This window comes from Aliarcobacter trophiarum LMG 25534 (assembly GCF_003355515.1).
Lineage (GTDB): Bacteria > Campylobacterota > Campylobacteria > Campylobacterales > Arcobacteraceae > Aliarcobacter > Aliarcobacter trophiarum.
Genome location: NZ_CP031367.1, coordinates 1,130,211 through 1,148,158 on the forward strand (window position 1 = coordinate 1,130,211; position 17,948 = coordinate 1,148,158).

Genomic DNA, 17,948 nt, shown 5'->3' on the forward strand with positions numbered 1-17,948 from the left:
GATGAAAAATTTAAAAAAATATATTCTTTTTGATAATGATGGTGTTTTAGTTGAAACTGAAAAGTGGTATTTTGAAGCAAATAGAAAATCTCTTTCTCTTTTAGGTTTAAATCTTGAAATGGATTTTTATCAAAATATTATGATAAAAGGTGGAAGTGCTTTTGAATTAGCAGAGCTTCACAATATAGAAAAAAATATTATAGAAAAGCATAGAGGTATAAGAGATAACTTTTATCAAGAGTTCTTAAGAACAAAGGATATAACTATTCCTAAAGTAAAAGATACTCTAAAAAATCTATCAAGAAGATATAAAATGGCAATAGTTACAACTTCAAGAAGAGTAGATTTTGAACTAATCCATAAAAATAGAGGTGTAGTTGATTTTATGGATTTTGTACTTTGTGTAGAGGATTATAAAAGAGCAAAACCACATCCAGATCCATATTTAAAAGGTTTGGAGATGTTTAATGCAAAATCATTTGAAACTATTGTAGTTGAAGACTCACAAAGAGGTTTAGAAAGTGCAAAAAGAGCAGATATTGATTGCATTGTTGTAAAAAATGAGTTTACACTAAATCAAGATTTTAGAAAAGCAGATATATTTATAAATAGCCTAGATGAGCTTGAAAATGTACTATAAACTATCAGCCAAATAGCTTTGTATTAAAACTTTTTATAAACTCAATTTTTTTATCTTTCTCTTCTTTCTCTTTTTTATTTGTTAAATAATATAAAAAGTCTCCTGTTTGAGCCTTTCCAACTAACATTAAAGAGATTAAAATAATAGATATAAAGGTAAAAATATAGATAAGTATCTTCGTTCTTTTATTTATCCTTATATTTACTCTTTTTTCTGTATTTAAAAATTCTCTCTCAATTTGAAATTTTAAATCTTGAAGTATGTTTTTAGGAAGGTTATCTATAAAAAAAAGCTCTCCTCTCTCATTAGTTTGACTCTCCAGACTATTTATCTCATTTTCAGCCAAAATAGTCAAAAAATAGAAAATCTCTACTCTATTTGGTAATATTTCACTATCTAACTCTCTCCAATTTGAAATAGTTACACCTAGCTCTTTTTCGCAATTTTTTATTATTGTTTCAAGTGGAGTTGCATTTAATTCAACTTTTCCACCAATTCCATTATATAATCCCTTTTGCCAATCTGGACTATTTTTTTTCATTAATAATATTTTTTTGCCATCACTTATTAGTCCTACAACTACTCTCATTTTCTACTCATTTCTTTAAACTTTATAGATTCTAAGATTAAAAGATAATTTTTTATATTGTGACAAATTAAAATTAATTTAACTTTAAAATAATTTATTTCTAAATCTACTGATACTATTTTTCTAACCTTTTTTTATTAAACTATCTGCTTTATTTGTAAGTTTTTTCTTATATAAAAGCTCTTTTTCTCTCGCAGTAAAGCTACTCTTCTCTTCTGGCTTATCTTTTTTTAAATTTTGCTTTATATCTTGTTTATCATCTTTTATATTATTTTTAAAAAGTGTTAAAATAAGATAAATTGACAATAAAAAGTTAAAAATTATTATAAACCATTTTGCAAAAAGTATATATTTTAAATACTCAATCTTTTCTGTAAGTTTTAAATATTCAACAATATCACCATATATAAATCCAGAAAAAAGTGCAACTAAAAGAAGGAAAAAGATAAAAATAGCTCTCTTTCTAAATTTATATAAATAGTACCAGAAAAAAGCCGATTTAACTTGTTTAAACACTTTTAAGCCTTATACAAAAAAGTTTATACCTAAGGCTGCAAGGGCAACCACTAGGGATTTTGTTTTCAAATCATCAACTATTTTTCTCTCTTCATCAGCAATAATTATCTCTAAATCTTCATCACTAAAATCATTTATACTCTTCCCATTTTCAATCAATCTTGCCTTTGTTGCTATTATCGCTTTTTCTCTAATTTTTAGATTTATCATATCTTTTAATTGTTGACTTTTTATTTTTGGGTAATCAAAAAGTTTTGTTGTGCTCTCACTTGCTACATTTACAAGCTCTTTTGATTTTAATTTTAATATATCTTTTATACCCATATTCTAATCCTATTTTTTTCAAAATCTTACCATAAAAGCCGATACAAAGCCAAATTTTTGTATATTTCTATAAAATTTTTAGGAAAAACTATGAGAGATTTTTTAGAAAAAGCAAAACAAAGTAGCCGTGTTGTAGCAACTCTTAGCACAGCTATAAAAAATCAAACTCTTCTACAGTTTGCTACGGCACTCGAAGATAACTCTTTTTTTATTATTGAAGAGAATTTAAAAGATATGAAACTAGCACGAGAGCTTAATTTAAGCTCTGCAATGCAAGATAGATTATATTTAAATGATAAAAGAATTGAAGATATGGCAAACGCTATACGACAAATTGCTTCTCAAACAGAGCCTGTTGGTCGTATTTTAGATGGTTGGCTTACAAAAGACAACTTAAATATTCAAAAAGTATCTATTCCTATTGGAGTAATTGCAATTATATATGAAAGCCGTCCAAATGTTACAAGTGATACAGCAGCTCTTTGCTTTAAAAGTGGAAATGTTTGTGTTTTAAAAGGTGGGAAAGAGGCTGAAAACTCAAATAGAGCAATCGCAAAAATAATCCAAGATGTTTTAGAAAAAAACAATCTTCCAAGAGAGATAGTTTCACTACTTCCTGATAGTAGTCGTGAAGGAGTTGCTAAACTAATTGTTGAGGATAAATATGTAGATTTAATAGTTCCAAGAGGTGGTGAAGCACTTATAAAATTTATCACTCAAAACTCTAGTATTCCTGTAATAAAACATGACAAAGGAGTTTGTCATACTTTTATAGATAAAGATGCAAATGCTTCAAAAGCTATAAACATTGTAATAAATGCAAAATGTCAAAGACCTAGTGCTTGTAACTCTTTGGAAACTCTTTTAGTTCATGAAGATATAGCTCCATATATACTTACAGGACTTCAAGAAGAGCTTAGTGCTTATGGAACAATTTTAAAAGGTTGTCCAAAAACTTTAGAATATATAAAAATTGCACCATTAAAAGAGGAGGATTTTGATATTGAGTATTTAGAAAATATTTTAAATATCAAAGTTGTAGAGAATCTAAATGAAGCAATAGAGCATATACAAAAACACGGTTCTGGGCACTCTGAAGCAATTTTAAGTGAAAACTATACTGCAATTAATAGATTTCTAAATGAGATAGATGCAGCTTGTGTATATGCAAATGCAAGTACAAGATTTACAGATGGTGGAGAGTTTGGTTTAGGAGCTGAAGTTGGAATTTCTACAAATAAACTTCACTCAAGAGGACCTATGGGGATAAATGATTTAACAACATTTAAATATAAAATTTATGGACAAGGACAAGTTAGAAACTAATGAGAACAAATAGACTTTTTTTAATATTTTGTAGTGTTATAGCAACACTATTTTTTTGGCACTATTTAGGTGAAAAAGCAATCTTAAAAGATAATTCAAATAGCTTTGATAAACTTCAGTGTGTATCTTATGCACCGTATGGAAAAGACGAGTCTCCTTTTTTCTTTGATAAAGGAATGGTTTTAAAAGAAGAGAATATAAGAAAAGATATGGAACTTCTTTCAAAATATACCTCTTGTGTAAGAACTTATTCAACTGTTGGTCAAGAACTTGTTCCAAAAGTTGCAAAAGAGTTAGGAATGCAAGTTTTAATGGGTATTTGGATAGGTAAAGAGGAGAAACAAGCAGTTGCTGAGATTGCTACATTAAAAGAGTTAGCAAAACTATATCCTGAGGTTATAAAAGCAATTATTGTAGGAAATGAGGTTCTTTTAAGAGGTGACCAAACAGAAGAGAATTTATCAAAATATATAAAAGAGGTAAAAAATGCTCTTCCACAGTATCCTGTAACTTATGCTGATGTTTGGGAATTTTGGCTTAAATATCCAAAAATAAAAGAGCTTACAGACTTTGTAACAATTCATATTTTGCCATATTGGGAAGATGAACCAAAAAATATTCATGACTCTATTGAACATGTAAAAAATGTAAGAATGGAAGTAGAAAAAGAGCTAGGAACTTCAAATATTTTAATCGGTGAAACAGGATGGCCTAGTGAAGGAAGAGTAAGAGTTGATGCAGCACCTAGCAAAATCAATCAAGCAATTTATATAAGAGATTTTGTAAAACTTGCAAATGAACACAACTGGCAATACAATATAATTGAAGCAATAGACCAACCATGGAAAAGAAAAAGTGAAGGTGCTGTTGGTGGTTTTTGGGGAATTTTCGATAAAGATAGAGCAGATAAAAATGTATTTAATGGAGACGTTTCAAACTTTCCAAACTACCTATCTTTGGCATTTGGTTCTTTATTATTAATATTTGGATTTTTTCTTAGATTTAAAAATGAAAAAACATCAACAATTAAATTTATAACTTTTAGTATTGTAAATACAATCTTTGCCTCACTATTTATGCTTCAAGTTGAACAGTATTTAGTGATTTCAAGAAATTATTTGGAAGCTACATGGGCTATTTTACTTTTAGGATTACAACTTTATGTTTATTATGAACTTCTAAAACATATAGTTTCTAAAAATAGTTATGAGATAATCTCTAAAGTTGCATTCTACTTTAGTATGATTTTTATATTTATTATGACTGTAAATATAGCTTATAATGGAAGATATGAGAACTTTGAGATTTATGGACTAATAATACTTGCTGTTTCTTTTTTATGGTCATATTTTGGTAAATTTAATAGATTAAAATTTGGAAATTTTGAAAGATTGTTTGCTATTGTTTTACTTTTAAACACATTTGTAATGATTTACAACGAAACAACTTTAAATATTTTTAGCAATATTTTTGCTCTTATAAATTTTGTATTTGTAGCAATTTTATGTTTAGGTGCTTTTAAAAATAGTAGTTTAATAGAGCTAAAAAAACCAATTATATATATTGTATCTATTTGTGTTGCTATACTTCTTTTTAAACATGGCTTTGTTATGAATAGAGATATTGATATGTCTTGTAAAATAAGTGGTGGTTTTTTATGCTCAATTATTGGCTATGTTTGGTATATGTTGTATTTTAACTATATTGGAATTGCCGCTATTATTGCTTCACTATTTGCTATTTTAGTAGCAAAAAAACCATTTGTTTTAACTGCACTATTCTTAAGTATTTTAGCATCAATGCTTACAAATACATTTTTAGGAGCTATTGCATTTATTATTGTGCTTTATACTATTACAAAAGATAAAAAAGTATTAAACTAAAAAAAGTAGATTGAAGTTTTCTTCAATCTATTTTAATCCTCCTCACCCTCTCCTATAATAACATCTATAGCTTTTACTGGAAAATTTGGTAATTTAAATTTATTATCTTTTATATCAATATTAAAGTTTGCATTTTTTGCAATTTGTATCTGTTCAATACCCAAAGATTTACTAATTTGTTTTAACATAACACTATTGTAAACCCAAATTTTATACTCTCCTAATTCCCAAATATCGCACTTATATCCTAAAACATTCTCATTTCCTAAAAACTTTGCACCCATCTCTTTAAAAGCTTCTCTATTTTTTGTATTTGCTATAGGATTTTCATCATCAACACTTAACTCTTGCGAATAGATTATCTCATCATTAAAATCAGCTGTATAGATTTTGCCTTTTGAAATTTTATAAGTATTTCTCTCTTCTTCAACCATAGAGCCTCTTTTTTGAATAATAATTTCATCAAATAGCTCTATATTTCCAAAATCTTTAAAATATAAAGTGCTACTTCCACTAAAAGTGTGATCTTTTGAATTTGTAACACCCAAAATATCATATTCTACTATCCCAGATTTTATATCATATCTATTGTTTTGAGCGAATAAACTACAAGCACTAAGCAATAAAACTGAAATAACAAATTTTTTCATATATTTTCCTTTATTAAAAATTGGTGAAATTATACATGTATACAGATAAATTTACTACATATTGGTAACTTTACATAAACTTTAACTTTTATATCTCTTATGCTAAAATTTTTAAATGAAAAGCAATACTATCTATACAACAATCATAAAAACTCCAAAATTAATTATGTTTGCTGCTAGTTTTAAAAATGAGCTTATTCTCTTTGTGCCATTTGAAAAAGAGTATTGCAACAATAAGTTAAAGAGTTTTCAAAAACTATTAAAAGCCTCAAATGTTGTAGAGGATGAGTCTAAATTTGATAAATTAAAGCTTGAAATAGATGAGTATTTTAACCATAAAAGAGAAGATTTCTCAATTAAATTAAAGTTTATAGGAACTCCTTTTCAAATAAAATGTTGGGAAGTTTTACAAGAAATTCCCTATGGAGAAACTATTAGCTACAAAGATGAAGCCAAAGAAATAGGAAATGAGAAAGCTTTTAGAGCAGTCGCAAATGCAAATGGGAAAAACAATTTTAGTATAATTGTACCTTGCCATAGAGTAATAGCAAATAATGGAAAAATTGGTGGTTATACTGGTGGAGTTTGGATTAAAGAGTATCTGTTAAATTTAGAAAAAGGGGAAAAATGAACTTAATTTCACTTCAAATAGAAACTCTTGAAGATTTTGATAAGAATCTTGAAAACTTTAAAAGTTTGATAATATCATCTAAAGAAAACTCTTTAATAGTTGCTCCTGAACTGGCTCTGGTTGGCTTTGCATACAATAAAATGGAAGAAGCTAGTCTCTTCTCAATCAAAGCAATTAATGAGATAAAAGAGCTTTCAGAAAATAAAATTATAGCAATTACAACAATTGTAAAAGAGAATGAGAAATTTTATAATAGACTATTTATAATATTTAATAAAAATATTGTTCACACTCAAGATAAAATAAAACTTTTTCCTTTAGGTGATGAGGATATATATTTTACACCTTCAAAAGAAAATAATATAAAAATAATAGAAATAAATGGTTTAAAAATAGCAACTTTAATATGTTTTGAACTTAGATTTCCTGCTCTTTGGGAACAGATAAAAGGTGCTGATATTATATTAAATCCTTCTATGTGGGGAATAAAAAGAAAAGATCACTATGAAACTATTAGCAAATCTTTAGCTCTTGTAAATCAAGCTTTTGTAGTTGCAAGTAATAGTGCAAACTCAAATATGGCAAGAGGAAGTGCCATAATATCGCCTTTTGGAAACCTTACAAAAGATGACAACAAAATAGTTTTGGAAACAAAATTTGATAAAGATGAAATTATAAAGGTTAGAAAATATATAGATATAGGATTAACTACTTTATAAATACTTAGCAACTTAATAGACCTCTACTTATACAAAAAAAAATTTATACGATTATTACACAATTTTAAAATATCATCTTTACTTATTTAGAAAAAATTCAAAAAAGGAGAAAACATTGAAATTTAAATTCTTATTAATGATTTTATTATTTATTTCTAATGTTTTTGCATCTAACATAGATATAAAGAACTTAACACAAGAACAACTTGAAACACTAAAAGAGATTAAAAAACATGGAGAGGATACAGGTCTTAGTTATACTTTAATGGCAATAGCAATTAAAGAATCAAAACTGGGTCAATATATGGTAAATCTTGATACAAAAGATTTTGGTCTTTATCAAGCAAATATAAAAACTGTTTTAAGTAGGCAAAATATAAAAGATACAACTTGGAATAGAAATGTTTTTGCATCAAAATTGGTTTCTGATTTCCAATTTGCAACTAAAAATGCTATAGAAGAGCTTACTTTTTGGCAAAAAATCCATAAAAACGATTGGACAAAGGTTTGGGGAAGCTACAATGCTGGTTATAAATTCAATAGTAAACAAGCAAGAGAGTATTCAAAAGAGATTGCTCTAATTATAAAAGAACTTAAAAAGTTCAATGTATAAAAAATTGACAACTAGAATTAACTAGTTGTTATTTTACCTCTCAAAATAGATAAAAAAATCCTACATTTTTGATAACAGTTATCATAATTTAATAAAAACAAAAGTTTATTTTGCTAATATTTTGATATTAATTATCAATACAAAGGAAATATAATGAGCGTTTTAATTATTGGTGGAGACCAAATATCTCAAATATCTTCTATGCTAACACAACTTGGAGTAAAAAGTATAAACCATTGGGATGCAAGAAAGAAATCATCTGCACCTAAAAAAAAGTTACCACAACAAATAGATTGTATAGTTATGATAACATCGTTTTTAAACCACAATACAATGCTAAAATATAAAAATGAAGCAAAAAAGAAAAATATCCCTTTTATTTGTACAAAAAGGTCTATATCTTGTGTCTATGATGAGTATGTAAAGATTATGGGGATAAAAGATTGTAGTCAATGTTATGCAAACTGTGCTAATACGACGATGTAAGATAAAGAGAAACTTCTCTTTATCTTACATATTTTTATAGAAATTTATCAACTCATTTTTATCTATTTTATGATTTGAATTATATGGGAATTTATCCAGAATAACAATATCTGCTGGAACCATATAATATGGAAGATTTTTTGAAATATTCTCTTTTAGAAATTCTATATCTAAAGATTTCAAGCCAACAATAAAAGAGATAATCTTTGCAACCTCATTTCCTCTTTTTAAGGCAATAGTAATAGCTTCACTTATATTTTTATCACTCATTATCTCTTTATCTATCTCTCCTAACTCTATTCTAAATCCATGAAGTTTTATAAGCTCATCTTTTCTATTTGCAAAGAAGAGTAAATTATCTTCAAAATAACCAAAATCTCCTGTTCTAAAGCTTCGTTTTTCATACTTCTTTTCAAATTTCTGCTTATTTAGCTCTTCATTTTTAAAATATCCAATAGATACATTATCACCAACTATCTCTATCTCCCCAATATTTTGTTCATCTATATCTAATAAATTTATCTTTGAACTCTCTTTTACATAACCAACTGGTAAATTTTTTGAATATTTTTCTAAAATATCAGAAGTAATCTCTATCAAAGTTGTAGCAACAGTAGCTTCTGTTGGTCCATAACTATTTAAAACTATAGAAGATGGAAAGCTATTTTTTATTCTTTTTACACTATTTGATGGTAAAACCTCTCCACAAAAAAGAAAAGTTCTTAAATCTTTTAAGTTATCCTCTACAAACTCAAATGACAATAGAAGTTTACTAATAAATGATGGAGTTGAAACCCAAGTATTACAAGAGTATTTTTTTAATCTTTCAAAATATAAAAGATGATTCTCTATAATATCTTTACTATTTAAAACAATAGTTGCACCTAAAGATAAAAACCCAACTAGTTCATAAACAGATAGATCAAAACTAAATGGTGCTTGATTCATAAACACACTATCTTTTGATAGCCCAAAATCACTATTTAACCACTTTTGGAAGTCTAAAATAGAGTTTTGTGTAATTTGTACACCTTTTGGCTCACCTGTGCTTCCTGATGTAAAAATGATATAGATTATTGGGTCATCTAATAGATATGTTGTAGATAAATTATTTTCGTTAAAAGTAATTTGCTTATCTATTGTATTTATTGTAATAGAAGATTTCACAATATTTACTATTTTATCAAGCCTATCTTTTGGATAGATTGTATCTATTGGAATATATGGAAATCCTAAATTTATACAGCTTAGAATACTTACTATAAATTCAACCTCTTTATGCCCATAAATAACAACTGGATGTCCTTTTGGAAGATTATAATTTTGAAGTTTCTTTTTAAAAATATCTACTTCATTCTTTAATTCTCTCCAAGTTAAATCTTTGTTACTTCCACAAACAGCCAATTTATCAAAATCTTTTTCACACTCAACAAAATCTAAAAGCTTAAAATCAAATCTCATAAAGGAACCCTCCCACTAAAAAAATATAGAGCAAAAACTGCCGCATTTATCATTAAAAATCTCTTCAAATTTATACTTATAACTTGTGGAAAAAATGAAAAATAGTCATATCCTCCTTTTTTTATATACAAAACATAAGAGTTATGAATACTTGAATAAATTCCAAATAAAAAACCACTAAATATAAAATACCAAGTCAAACCATTCCAAACTCCCATAAGTAAAAAAGTACATGTTATTGCAATATTTTGAATAAGTAGTTTTCTACTTTTTAGAAGATTAAAATTATGAAGATATTTATATAATGGTTTAAAGAAGTAATCAGTTAGCCAACTTCCCAAAGTTATGTGAAATCTTCTCCAAAAATCTTGTGGATTTGGTGCAAGATAAGGGTGATTAAAGTTCATTGGAATAAAAATACCAATCATAATACTAAGCCCAACAGCCATTGCACTATAACCTGCAAAATCAAAAAAGAGATAAGTTGTATATGCATAGGCACTATTTATCATCTCAAATAAATTTGTACTATTTTCATCTATTTTTCCAAGCCAAAACATAGTAACAAGTTTTGCAAAAACAAATTTAAATAAAACTCCAATAACTAAAATCTCCCAACCTTTCAAAATATTTTTAAAAGTTAAATTTGTATAACCTTTTTGTAAATCTTCTTGAAATCTATATGATCTATCTATTGGACCTGCAAGAAGTGTTGTTGGAAATAGTAAAAAGGATGCAAACTCAAAAAATGATAGTTTTCCATAATTATGACTATCAACTATTGCTTGAATAGTTCTAAATGTAATATATGAAATACCAATAATTTTAAACATAGGATTTTCTAAATCAATTTTATGTAGTATCATAGGAAAAGCAATTACAATCATTGGGAAAATAGTCTCTTTATACTCATTTTTAACAAAAATATAGTAAACAATATAAGTGTAAATTAGAAGTAAAAAAAGCTCATAAGATTCAGGAATAGCAAAAGATATATAAGCAATAACAGCTATAAAAATAACCATTTTATATGAAATAAATTTACTTAAAATGTTTTTAAATAGATGTAAAAAAAGAGTAAATGCAAAACTTATTATAAAAAATCCCACTCCAGAAAAAGGAAATAAATCATGCATTTAAAACTCCTCATAAACAAATTCAACAGTTGAATCAACATCATTCCCACTTAAATCATTTATATTTTCATCAGCTAAAATATATAAAAGACCAACTATTAAAAACAGATATATAAAGAAGAATTTAAAAAAGTATCTCAATAGATTTCCTTATTTAACAAAATAATCAACTATTTTTTGATTAGCTCTAAGCCAACCTAACTCACCAAAATGAACAATATCTATCAAAGTTCCAATCTCATAATCCTCTTTTTTGTATGTCCACATATCCATATACTCAAAGTTATGCTCTAAAACTTTTGATTTTATTGTTTCCATAAGTAAATTTGCATTTTCTCTATTTTTTATAAAAATATAAGGGTGTAAATCTTGCATTATAAAAAGTGGTTTTATTTTATAACTATCTAAAAAATCAAGTAAGTCTAAAAAATCTTGGTACTCTTCATTTTTTTCCAAGGATGGCGGTATTACTATTTCAAAAGGAAAGTTATTCTTTGCAATTTCTGGCTTAATATATTTAAAATAGTATTCATTTTGAATTCCAAACTTATTATTTGAAGATGAAGACTCTATAATCTTTGCTTCATTTTTTAAATTATCAAAATTGATATTTTGCTTTAAATAACTAATATCTTGTGTTTTTACATACTTTTCATCAAATTTCTCTATTATAAATTTTTTAAATTTATTATCTATATATTCATCTTTTATATCTTTAAAAGGTGTTTCATATATAAAAGTTGGATCTTTTATATATGAAATATTGTTTTGAATATAATCACTTATTAAAAATTTATATTTATCTTGGGTTTGCCCCTCGAAATAGAGCTTATTCATCATTCCTAGATTCATAAATTCTAAAAATTTTGCCATAGTAAGACCGTTGTCACTACTTCCTGTAAACCAACTAGGAGATAATAAAACTACAATTTTTGCATTTTCTCTCACTTTTTTATTATCAAAAGCTGCTAATTGTGACAAAATTACAAAGGATTGATGACCTTCATTACCTTGAACTCGTAAAGGTATTTTTAACTCATTATTAAAAAAATTTTGAGGTAAGAATTTTTGATTAGGATAAACTACAAGTTCAGAAGAGCCAAATAGCACAATCTTTCCACTTTCTAAATCACTTTGTAATTCAACTGTTTTTTTAAGAGAGTCTAAATAAGTAAAATAGTAGTCAAATAATTTATTTTTTGTAAAAAAGAGTGTAGTTAAAACTACAAGAAATGCTAAAAATAGTGCAGAAATATTTAAAATAAAACGATTATTCACCAATTCTACTTTTTATGTAGTTCACCAATTTATTAATACTATCAAAATTGCTTTCAATAATATCTCTTGTATCAATTTTGATACCAAACTCATCTTCTAACATCATTGCTAAATCTACTGTTCCCATGCTATCAATTAAGTTTGATGTATATAGTGGTTCGTCTATTTCAACACTTCTAAAAGCAATCTCTTCAACCAAAAGTTTAACCCTACTTGCAATATCCATTTTAATATCCTAAAATTTTTATCTAAAATAAATGGAATTATATTAAATATTTTAAAATTTTGAGCAAAAAAATAAAAAATATTTGTAATTTTATTGCTACTTTTTTTGAATAGAATATAGCTTTATATTTAGGAGAAAATTATGATACTAAAATTTAAAGAGTTTTACCCAAAAATAGCCCCATCTGCTTGGATAGCACCTAGTGCTGATTTAATAGGAAATATTGAAATTGGTGAAGATAGTTCTATTTGGTTTGGATGTGTTATTCGTTCTGATGTAAATGAAGTGAGAATTGGTAAAAATACAAATATTCAAGATTTATCTTGTATTCATACAGATACAAACTCAAAAACAATTATTGGAGATAATGTAACAGTTGGGCATAAAGTTATGCTTCATGGCTGTATTATTGAAAATAACTGCCTAATTGGAATGAGTGCCACAATTTTGGATAATGCAGTTATTGGAGAAGGAAGCATTGTAGGAGCAAATTCACTTGTAACATATGGGAAGATTTTTCCACCAAAAAGTCTAATTATGGGGAGTCCTGCAAAAGTTGTACGAGAACTTAGTGATGATGAAGTTAAAGGTTTAATTGACCATGCTATGCACTATGTAGAGTATAAAAACGAATATAGATAATATTTTTAAGAAAAAATAGATATAATGCGGTCTATTTTTTCTATGCGGATGTGGTGGAACGGTAGACACGCTACCTTGAGGTGGTAGTGCATTACGTGTGTGCGAGTTCAAATCTCGCCATCCGCACCATAAAAAAAAGATTTATAAATATTTACCAAAACAAAACAGCAATTAAGTTTTCTCACTTTTAAAATTTTGTTAAGATAACTCTTGAAACATTATTTAAAGCTTTTCCTATAAATTCATTTAATATAATTGACATTATTTGTCTCCTTTTTTATTTCTAATATTTTTTCATACACTAATGAACCACTTGGGCAATTTTCTCCCATACTATTTAAAACAAAGTGAAACATATATGCTTTTGTAAACTCTTCTCTTGCCTCTTGTAATCTATCTGGAGTATTGACAACATATCTTTTATACTCAGAAAAATAGGTATAAATATTTAAGCTTACAAATAAAAGTAAAATTATCAAAATATATTTTCTTATTTTAATTTTATTACTTCTTATTTGATTATCTTTTATACTACTTTTTATTTCTGAATAATCAAACTTTGTCATTTTGCCCAAGATATAGCAGTATTAAAATTACTTGCAATGTACATTCCAGTAGCATATCCAAGACTTGCACTTATTGTAACATCTGCAAAATCTCCTACAAATGTTCCATCCATTCCTAAAATATCACCTAAAGTATCATTTTTAGCAAAGAATGATGAAAGAGCAAAGGATACCACTGCTCCTTGTAGTGTATTTCCTAAATCTTTATCAATATTATCAAAAGCATCAGATTTACCACCTAGATATTCTCCTACATTTTGCCCTACAACTGTTGTTGAAGTTGAAATAGCTATCTTCTCTATATTTGAAAAATCATTATTTGCTACTACCAAGCTTCCTATACTTCCACCAATAGATGTACCTAATTGTGTTGAAGCTTGATTTCCTTCTTCTGATTCTAATATTATTCTTCTTTTTATCTCTTCTGGTGCTGTTTTAAAACTTTCAACATCTTTAAGGAAATTAAGTAAGTTACTATTTCCTTTATTTTTTAAAATATTACTAAAATCTGATATAGCTTTTGGAGATAAAGATACAGCATCAATTACTTTATCTAAATTTATTTTTCCATCATTAAAATCTTTAATAGCATTAACTGCTTTTTGATTATTAAGTTCTGTTTCTAATTTAGCATAATCTTTTACAGCTTCTCTAATTAATTTACCAACTTTTGAATCACTATCTTCATAATTAAGTATAAAATCTTCTGGGTTATTTAAAAATTGTTGTTTCTCATTATCTGTTAATTCATTCAAATATTTCACAGTAAAAAGCCCAATAGATGGGTGTTCTTCTAAATATTTAATCATTGTATCCATTTTATGAGATACATAAAAATCATTAGTTCCACTATTAACTTCCATAATATTATCAGTAATTTTACTTCCACCAACAGCATTAACAGAATCATTGTTATCAGATATTGAAACAATATTCTTGCTATGTTCAACTTTTTCACCTGTTCCAGGAGAATTAAAGATTACTGCAACTAAATTTTCTTTATTTATAGTTCCTTTTGACAAAACATCTTGAATTACCTTTTGAGCTAAATATCCACCTAAAGAGTGCCCAGTAATAGTAACATTAGTATTTCTTAATTCTAATCCATAAGTATTTTTTATTTCAGTATTAGTAGTTTCTAAAAATTTTATAGCCTCAGGAGTTTGTTCAGTAGAAAGTCTTAGAGCTAACTTTCCATCATCATTAACATCACTTATACCATTTGTTCCTGTATATGCTATAACAACTTCTTTAGTATTAGGATTATAGTAAGATGTTGCATGAAATCCTGTAGAATCATCAAAAGATACCTTTAAATTTATAAATTCTTTATTTGTAAATAAATCTAAATTAGGATTATGTTTGTAAGTATCATTTGCAAACTTTGCAATATCAAGAAAACTCAAACTCATATTATTCTCCTTCAACTATATTATAGATATAAACTTTATAATTTTTAATAAATGCGACTTTTTTAAAATCTTTACTTACGGTATATGGCATTGAACTTACTTTTAACTCTTGAACTATTTTCATCTCTTTTATATCAAAAATATAAAAATTAGAGTAAAATTGCCAGATAATATATCTACTATTCAAATTATATGTAGTTCTAATCCCCCCACCACCTATTGGAGTATGTTTATATTGATCAAGATTAGATGATAAAACTCTTTTCTCATCTGTAGCTAAATTTATAATTCCAATATGTCTTTTATGTTTATATAATTTAGTATCAGGGTGGAATGACCCCAAAAAAGTAGACAGAAATTTATTCAGTTAATTAAAATAACAATTTAGAGAAAATTGTAAACAATTGAAGGAATTAAAAATGGCAAGAAGAGAATATAGTGAAGAGTTTAGAAGAGATGCTGTAAAACAAGTTATAGAAAATGGATATGGGGTTGTTGAAACAGCTGAGAGGTTAGGTGTCCATTATGATTCTTTGAGAAACTGGATAAAAAAATACAAATCACCAGAAGCTGAAGTAGAAATAAAAAAAACTCAAGATACAACAGCTGAAATAAAAAGATTGCAAAAAGAATTAAAGAGAGTTACAGAAGAGAGGGATATTTTAAAAAAGGCCGCAGCGTACTTTGCAAACAACCCAAATTAAAGTACGCATTTATAAAGGAGTATCAAATACAGTACACAATCAGAAGAATGTGTACTGTATTGAAAGTTCATCCTAGTGGGTATTATAAATGGTTAAAACAACCTATTTCAAATTTAGAGATTGAAAATCAACAAATTTTACAAGAGATAAAAAAAGCATATAGAGAGTCAAATGGGATATATGGATATAGAAATATTCATAAAGATTTAAAGGCTTCAAATATACATGTAAATAAGAAAAGAGTTGCAAGATTAATGAAAGAAGCAAAACTTTGTGGAATAGGAAATTATAAAAGAAAACCAAAGCATAAGGCTGGTTCAATTCATAAAGCACATCCAAATCATTTAAAACAATGTTTTTTAACATATAAACCAAATGAATCTTGGGTTAGTGATATCACATATATCAGAACTTATGAAGGATGGTTATATTTAGCTACAGTTATAGATCTTTATTCAAGAAAAATAATTGGTTGGGCAACAGGACATAGACAATCAACATCTTTAATTATTAAAGCTTTGAAAAAAACAACTCACAGAATTAAAAATCATAAAGTAATTCTTCATTCAGATCAAGGTAGCCAATATAGTTCTTATGAATACCAAACATTTTTAAAGCATCATAATATTATCCCAAGTATGAGCCGTAGAGGTAATTGTTATGATAATGCAGTAGCAGAGAGTTTTTTTAAGACATTAAAAAAAGAATTAGTTAGAAAAACTATATTTCATACAAGAGCAGAAGCTAGAGATAAAATATTTGAATATATAGAAATGTTTTATAACGCAAAAAGACGACATAGTTTTTTAGATTTTATAAGTCCAAATGAATTTGAGAAAAGATACAATGATAGTGTTACTCAACCCAAGGTGTTAACTGATTAAAAAAGTGTCTACTAACTTGGGGTCATTCCAATTAATCCTTCAGTTTCTTTTAAATAAGACATCCATAAATCTATTTTCAAAAGTCTAAAATTATTAAGTCTTACAATTAATTCTGGTTTATTTTCAATTAATTTTCTAAAATTTCTTAGCTCAGCATTTTTTTCTAATGCAACATCAATCTTTTCAAATATTGATTTCAACTCTGGATTAGTTAATATCTGTTCTTTCTCAATATTTATTAAGTCTTGTAATTCTTCTTCTGTAGCAATTTCAATATAATCTCCACTATTCTTTTTTAATTTAAGTTTATTAAGAACACTAAAAAAACCATTTTTAGTTAAAGTATTAGAAATTGTAGATACATTGTTATGAGTAAAATTTCTTTGTAAATATTCAGACTCTTCTATAAGATTATTATATTTGTCTATATACTCTTGTAAATTATCTTTCATATTAGGATCTTCAAAGAATTTTTCTACTTTATCATTAAAAATAATACTGTATTTAACATCTTCAATGAATGGACTACTCATAGCCTCTATGTCAGTTTTAATAAACTCAAAAAAGTCTAGAATCGTTTGTGCACTATTAATTTGTAAAGATAAAATTTCTTTTTCAATATTAATTTTAGAAATGCCACTATTTCTACTTAAATTAGTTATTATTACTTTGTTTTTTTCTTCTAAAATAGAATATATTTCATCATATTCTCTTTTTAGGTCTTCATTAACTAATAAAGTTGAAATCTTAGATGATTTAAAGGTATCACTATATGACTCTATAACAAATATATTATCTGGAATTAATTCATTTTCATTCTCATCTTTGACATTACAAACAGGTTCTCTATCTGGATATATTTCATCTTTTGGTAATCTATTTTTACTTAAATCAATGAAAACTTTTGCAAATGAAGATTTCATAAATCCATTTGGCGCATAAATATTTTTAATTTTTGAGTTACGAAAGTCAAATTTTATATCTAACTTATTAATACCATAACAATTTTCAAAATTTACATTTAACTCTTGCATTTATTTTCCTTTTAAGTTCTAAAAACAATTATATTTATCTTTAATATATTTACTATAATGAGTACCAATTGACAATGCATTTTTAAATGCTTCAAAAACACTTTCTGGTACATTACAGTAATCGTAAGTTCCACTTCCTTTAAAAGTTATCTTCATTTGTTTAGTATTTTTATCATATCCAATATGACTAATTGCACTTGAACTAACAGGTATCATTTCCATTTTCTA

23 protein-coding genes and 1 tRNA gene are annotated in these 17,948 nt (G+C 26.4%); 10 read left to right on the forward strand and 14 right to left on the reverse strand.

Annotated elements, in window-relative coordinates:
- The first annotated feature begins 1 nt into the window (after position 1).
- A complete protein-coding gene (locus ATR_RS05800; RefSeq protein ID WP_115428534.1) occupies positions 2-640 on the forward strand; it encodes an HAD family hydrolase in 639 nt (212 codons plus the stop codon).
- A gap of 4 nt (positions 641-644) precedes the next feature.
- Here ATR_RS05800 and ATR_RS05805 read toward each other — a convergent pair whose 3' ends face one another.
- From ATR_RS05805 to ATR_RS05815, 3 genes are all read right to left on the reverse strand, one after another.
- Entirely contained in the window at positions 645-1,229 is a 585-nt protein-coding gene (locus ATR_RS05805; protein WP_115428535.1) for an NUDIX domain-containing protein, read from the reverse strand.
- Positions 1,230-1,352: 123 nt separating this feature from the next.
- Positions 1,353-1,745 carry a hypothetical protein gene (locus ATR_RS05810; protein ID WP_115428536.1) on the reverse strand — a complete coding sequence of 131 codons (393 nt, stop codon included), beginning with the start codon at positions 1,743-1,745 and terminating at the stop codon, positions 1,353-1,355.
- A gap of 9 nt (positions 1,746-1,754) precedes the next feature.
- On the reverse strand, positions 1,755-2,069 hold the full coding sequence (locus tag ATR_RS05815; protein ID WP_115428537.1) for a hypothetical protein: 315 nt from the start codon (positions 2,067-2,069) through the stop codon (positions 1,755-1,757).
- Between the two features lie 90 nt (positions 2,070-2,159).
- Between ATR_RS05815 and ATR_RS05820 the strand changes: the two genes are divergently transcribed.
- Complete coding sequence (locus ATR_RS05820) at positions 2,160-3,395, forward strand: glutamate-5-semialdehyde dehydrogenase (RefSeq protein WP_115428538.1); 1,236 nt, start codon at positions 2,160-2,162, stop codon at positions 3,393-3,395.
- A complete protein-coding gene (locus ATR_RS05825; protein WP_115428539.1) occupies positions 3,395-5,278 on the forward strand; it encodes a glycoside hydrolase family 17 protein in 1,884 nt (627 codons plus the stop codon). The genes ATR_RS05820 and ATR_RS05825 overlap by 1 nt, the downstream gene beginning before the upstream one ends.
- Positions 5,279-5,310: 32 nt before the next feature.
- Here ATR_RS05825 and ATR_RS05830 read toward each other — a convergent pair whose 3' ends face one another.
- A complete protein-coding gene (locus ATR_RS05830; protein ID WP_115428540.1) occupies positions 5,311-5,928 on the reverse strand; it encodes a hypothetical protein in 618 nt (205 codons plus the stop codon).
- Between the two features lie 115 nt (positions 5,929-6,043).
- Here ATR_RS05830 and ATR_RS05835 point away from each other — a divergent pair, with 115 nt between their 5' ends.
- From ATR_RS05835 to ATR_RS05850, 4 genes are all read left to right on the forward strand, one after another.
- Positions 6,044-6,559, forward strand: coding sequence for a methylated-DNA--[protein]-cysteine S-methyltransferase (locus ATR_RS05835; RefSeq protein ID WP_115428541.1), 516 nt, complete (start codon positions 6,044-6,046; stop codon positions 6,557-6,559).
- Positions 6,556-7,278: a carbon-nitrogen hydrolase family protein gene (locus tag ATR_RS05840; protein WP_115428542.1), complete on the forward strand. Its 723-nt coding sequence runs from the start codon at positions 6,556-6,558 to the stop codon at positions 7,276-7,278. Before ATR_RS05835 ends, ATR_RS05840 begins: the two co-directional genes overlap by 4 nt.
- Before the next feature lie 115 nt (positions 7,279-7,393).
- A complete protein-coding gene (locus ATR_RS05845; protein ID WP_115428543.1) occupies positions 7,394-7,891 on the forward strand; it encodes a transglycosylase SLT domain-containing protein in 498 nt (165 codons plus the stop codon).
- A 153-nt stretch (positions 7,892-8,044) separates the two neighbouring features.
- Positions 8,045-8,377 (forward strand): DUF2325 domain-containing protein, encoded by a 333-nt coding sequence (locus ATR_RS05850; protein WP_115428544.1) that lies wholly within the window; start codon positions 8,045-8,047, stop codon positions 8,375-8,377.
- Between the two features lie 24 nt (positions 8,378-8,401).
- Here ATR_RS05850 and ATR_RS05855 read toward each other — a convergent pair whose 3' ends face one another.
- The 5 genes from ATR_RS05855 to ATR_RS05870 are packed head-to-tail and all read right to left on the reverse strand — an operon-like array spanning position 8,402 to position 12,478.
- Positions 8,402-9,838 carry an AMP-binding protein gene (locus ATR_RS05855; RefSeq protein ID WP_115428545.1) on the reverse strand — a complete coding sequence of 479 codons (1,437 nt, stop codon included), beginning with the start codon at positions 9,836-9,838 and terminating at the stop codon, positions 8,402-8,404.
- A complete protein-coding gene (locus tag ATR_RS05860; RefSeq protein WP_115428546.1) occupies positions 9,835-10,974 on the reverse strand; it encodes an MBOAT family O-acyltransferase in 1,140 nt (379 codons plus the stop codon). Before ATR_RS05860 ends, ATR_RS05855 begins: the two co-directional genes overlap by 4 nt.
- A complete protein-coding gene (locus ATR_RS09860; RefSeq protein ID WP_164966909.1) occupies positions 10,975-11,115 on the reverse strand; it encodes a hypothetical protein in 141 nt (46 codons plus the stop codon).
- A 9-nt stretch (positions 11,116-11,124) separates the two neighbouring features.
- The gene (locus ATR_RS05865) at positions 11,125-12,252 is read right to left on the reverse strand and encodes a D-alanyl-lipoteichoic acid biosynthesis protein DltD (RefSeq protein WP_115428547.1); all 1,128 of its coding nucleotides are present in this window, start codon (positions 12,250-12,252) and stop codon (positions 11,125-11,127) included.
- Positions 12,245-12,478, reverse strand: coding sequence for an acyl carrier protein (locus ATR_RS05870; protein ID WP_115428548.1), 234 nt, complete (start codon positions 12,476-12,478; stop codon positions 12,245-12,247). The genes ATR_RS05865 and ATR_RS05870 overlap by 8 nt, the downstream gene beginning before the upstream one ends.
- Positions 12,479-12,619: 141 nt before the next feature.
- Here ATR_RS05870 and ATR_RS05875 point away from each other — a divergent pair, with 141 nt between their 5' ends.
- Together ATR_RS05875 and ATR_RS05880 are read left to right on the forward strand one after the other, a co-directional pair.
- Positions 12,620-13,120 carry a gamma carbonic anhydrase family protein gene (locus tag ATR_RS05875; RefSeq protein WP_115428549.1) on the forward strand — a complete coding sequence of 167 codons (501 nt, stop codon included), beginning with the start codon at positions 12,620-12,622 and terminating at the stop codon, positions 13,118-13,120.
- A gap of 44 nt (positions 13,121-13,164) precedes the next feature.
- Positions 13,165-13,249 (forward strand) — tRNA-Leu (locus ATR_RS05880).
- Between the two features lie 113 nt (positions 13,250-13,362).
- On the opposite strand, the gene ATR_RS05885 is transcribed toward ATR_RS05880, so the two are convergent.
- From ATR_RS05885 to ATR_RS05895, 3 genes are read right to left on the reverse strand one after another with little or no spacing between them, the layout of a single operon-like run.
- The gene (locus ATR_RS05885; RefSeq protein ID WP_115428550.1) at positions 13,363-13,686 is read right to left on the reverse strand and encodes a hypothetical protein; all 324 of its coding nucleotides are present in this window, start codon (positions 13,684-13,686) and stop codon (positions 13,363-13,365) included.
- Positions 13,683-15,098: a lipase family protein gene (locus ATR_RS05890; RefSeq protein ID WP_115428551.1), complete on the reverse strand. Its 1,416-nt coding sequence runs from the start codon at positions 15,096-15,098 to the stop codon at positions 13,683-13,685. Before ATR_RS05890 ends, ATR_RS05885 begins: the two co-directional genes overlap by 4 nt.
- 1 nt (position 15,099) lies before the next feature.
- Positions 15,100-15,441, reverse strand: a complete 342-nt coding sequence (locus ATR_RS05895; protein ID WP_115428552.1) for a hypothetical protein — start codon at positions 15,439-15,441, stop codon at positions 15,100-15,102.
- Positions 15,442-15,517: 76 nt separating this feature from the next.
- Between ATR_RS05895 and ATR_RS05900 the strand changes: the two genes are divergently transcribed.
- Positions 15,518-16,686 (forward strand): IS3 family transposase gene (locus ATR_RS05900; protein ID WP_115427962.1). Its coding sequence is split into 2 segments (ribosomal slippage): positions 15,518-15,770 and positions 15,770-16,686, totalling 1,170 coding nucleotides; the frame shifts between segments, so codons are not numbered across the junction.
- An 11-nt stretch (positions 16,687-16,697) separates the two neighbouring features.
- Here ATR_RS05900 and ATR_RS05905 read toward each other — a convergent pair.
- Together ATR_RS05905 and ATR_RS05910 are read right to left on the reverse strand one after the other, a co-directional pair.
- Positions 16,698-17,720 carry a hypothetical protein gene (locus ATR_RS05905; RefSeq protein ID WP_115428553.1) on the reverse strand — a complete coding sequence of 341 codons (1,023 nt, stop codon included), beginning with the start codon at positions 17,718-17,720 and terminating at the stop codon, positions 16,698-16,700.
- An 18-nt stretch (positions 17,721-17,738) separates the two neighbouring features.
- Entirely contained in the window at positions 17,739-17,942 is a 204-nt protein-coding gene (locus ATR_RS05910) for a KTSC domain-containing protein (RefSeq protein ID WP_115428554.1), read from the reverse strand.
- Positions 17,943-17,948: the final 6 nt, after the last annotated feature.

Bases quoted from the DNA above. Each gene is read 5' to 3' on its own strand.
- ATR_RS05905 (WP_115428553.1), bottom strand. From the start codon at position 17,720: ATGCAAGAGTTAAATGTAAATTTTGAAAATTGTTATGGTATTAATAAG.
- ATR_RS05830 (WP_115428540.1), bottom strand. From the start codon at position 5,928: ATGAAAAAATTTGTTATTTCAGTTTTATTGCTTAGTGCTTGTAGTTTA.
- ATR_RS05840 (WP_115428542.1), top strand. From the start codon at position 6,556: ATGAACTTAATTTCACTTCAAATAGAAACTCTTGAAGATTTTGATAAG.
- ATR_RS05825 (WP_115428539.1), top strand. From the start codon at position 3,395: ATGAGAACAAATAGACTTTTTTTAATATTTTGTAGTGTTATAGCAACA.
- ATR_RS05800 (WP_115428534.1), top strand. From the start codon at position 2: ATGAAAAATTTAAAAAAATATATTCTTTTTGATAATGATGGTGTTTTA.
- ATR_RS05820 (WP_115428538.1), top strand. From the start codon at position 2,160: ATGAGAGATTTTTTAGAAAAAGCAAAACAAAGTAGCCGTGTTGTAGCA.
- ATR_RS05860 (WP_115428546.1), bottom strand. From the start codon at position 10,974: ATGCATGATTTATTTCCTTTTTCTGGAGTGGGATTTTTTATAATAAGT.
- ATR_RS05835 (WP_115428541.1), top strand. From the start codon at position 6,044: ATGAAAAGCAATACTATCTATACAACAATCATAAAAACTCCAAAATTA.
- ATR_RS05885 (WP_115428550.1), bottom strand. From the start codon at position 13,686: ATGACAAAGTTTGATTATTCAGAAATAAAAAGTAGTATAAAAGATAAT.
- ATR_RS05910 (WP_115428554.1), bottom strand. From the start codon at position 17,942: ATGGAAATGATACCTGTTAGTTCAAGTGCAATTAGTCATATTGGATAT.
- ATR_RS05805 (WP_115428535.1), bottom strand. From the start codon at position 1,229: ATGAGAGTAGTTGTAGGACTAATAAGTGATGGCAAAAAAATATTATTA.
- ATR_RS05890 (WP_115428551.1), bottom strand. From the start codon at position 15,098: ATGAGTTTGAGTTTTCTTGATATTGCAAAGTTTGCAAATGATACTTAC.
- ATR_RS05815 (WP_115428537.1), bottom strand. From the start codon at position 2,069: ATGGGTATAAAAGATATATTAAAATTAAAATCAAAAGAGCTTGTAAAT.
- ATR_RS05870 (WP_115428548.1), bottom strand. From the start codon at position 12,478: ATGGATATTGCAAGTAGGGTTAAACTTTTGGTTGAAGAGATTGCTTTT.
- ATR_RS05850 (WP_115428544.1), top strand. From the start codon at position 8,045: ATGAGCGTTTTAATTATTGGTGGAGACCAAATATCTCAAATATCTTCT.
- ATR_RS05855 (WP_115428545.1), bottom strand. From the start codon at position 9,838: ATGAGATTTGATTTTAAGCTTTTAGATTTTGTTGAGTGTGAAAAAGAT.
- ATR_RS05875 (WP_115428549.1), top strand. From the start codon at position 12,620: ATGATACTAAAATTTAAAGAGTTTTACCCAAAAATAGCCCCATCTGCT.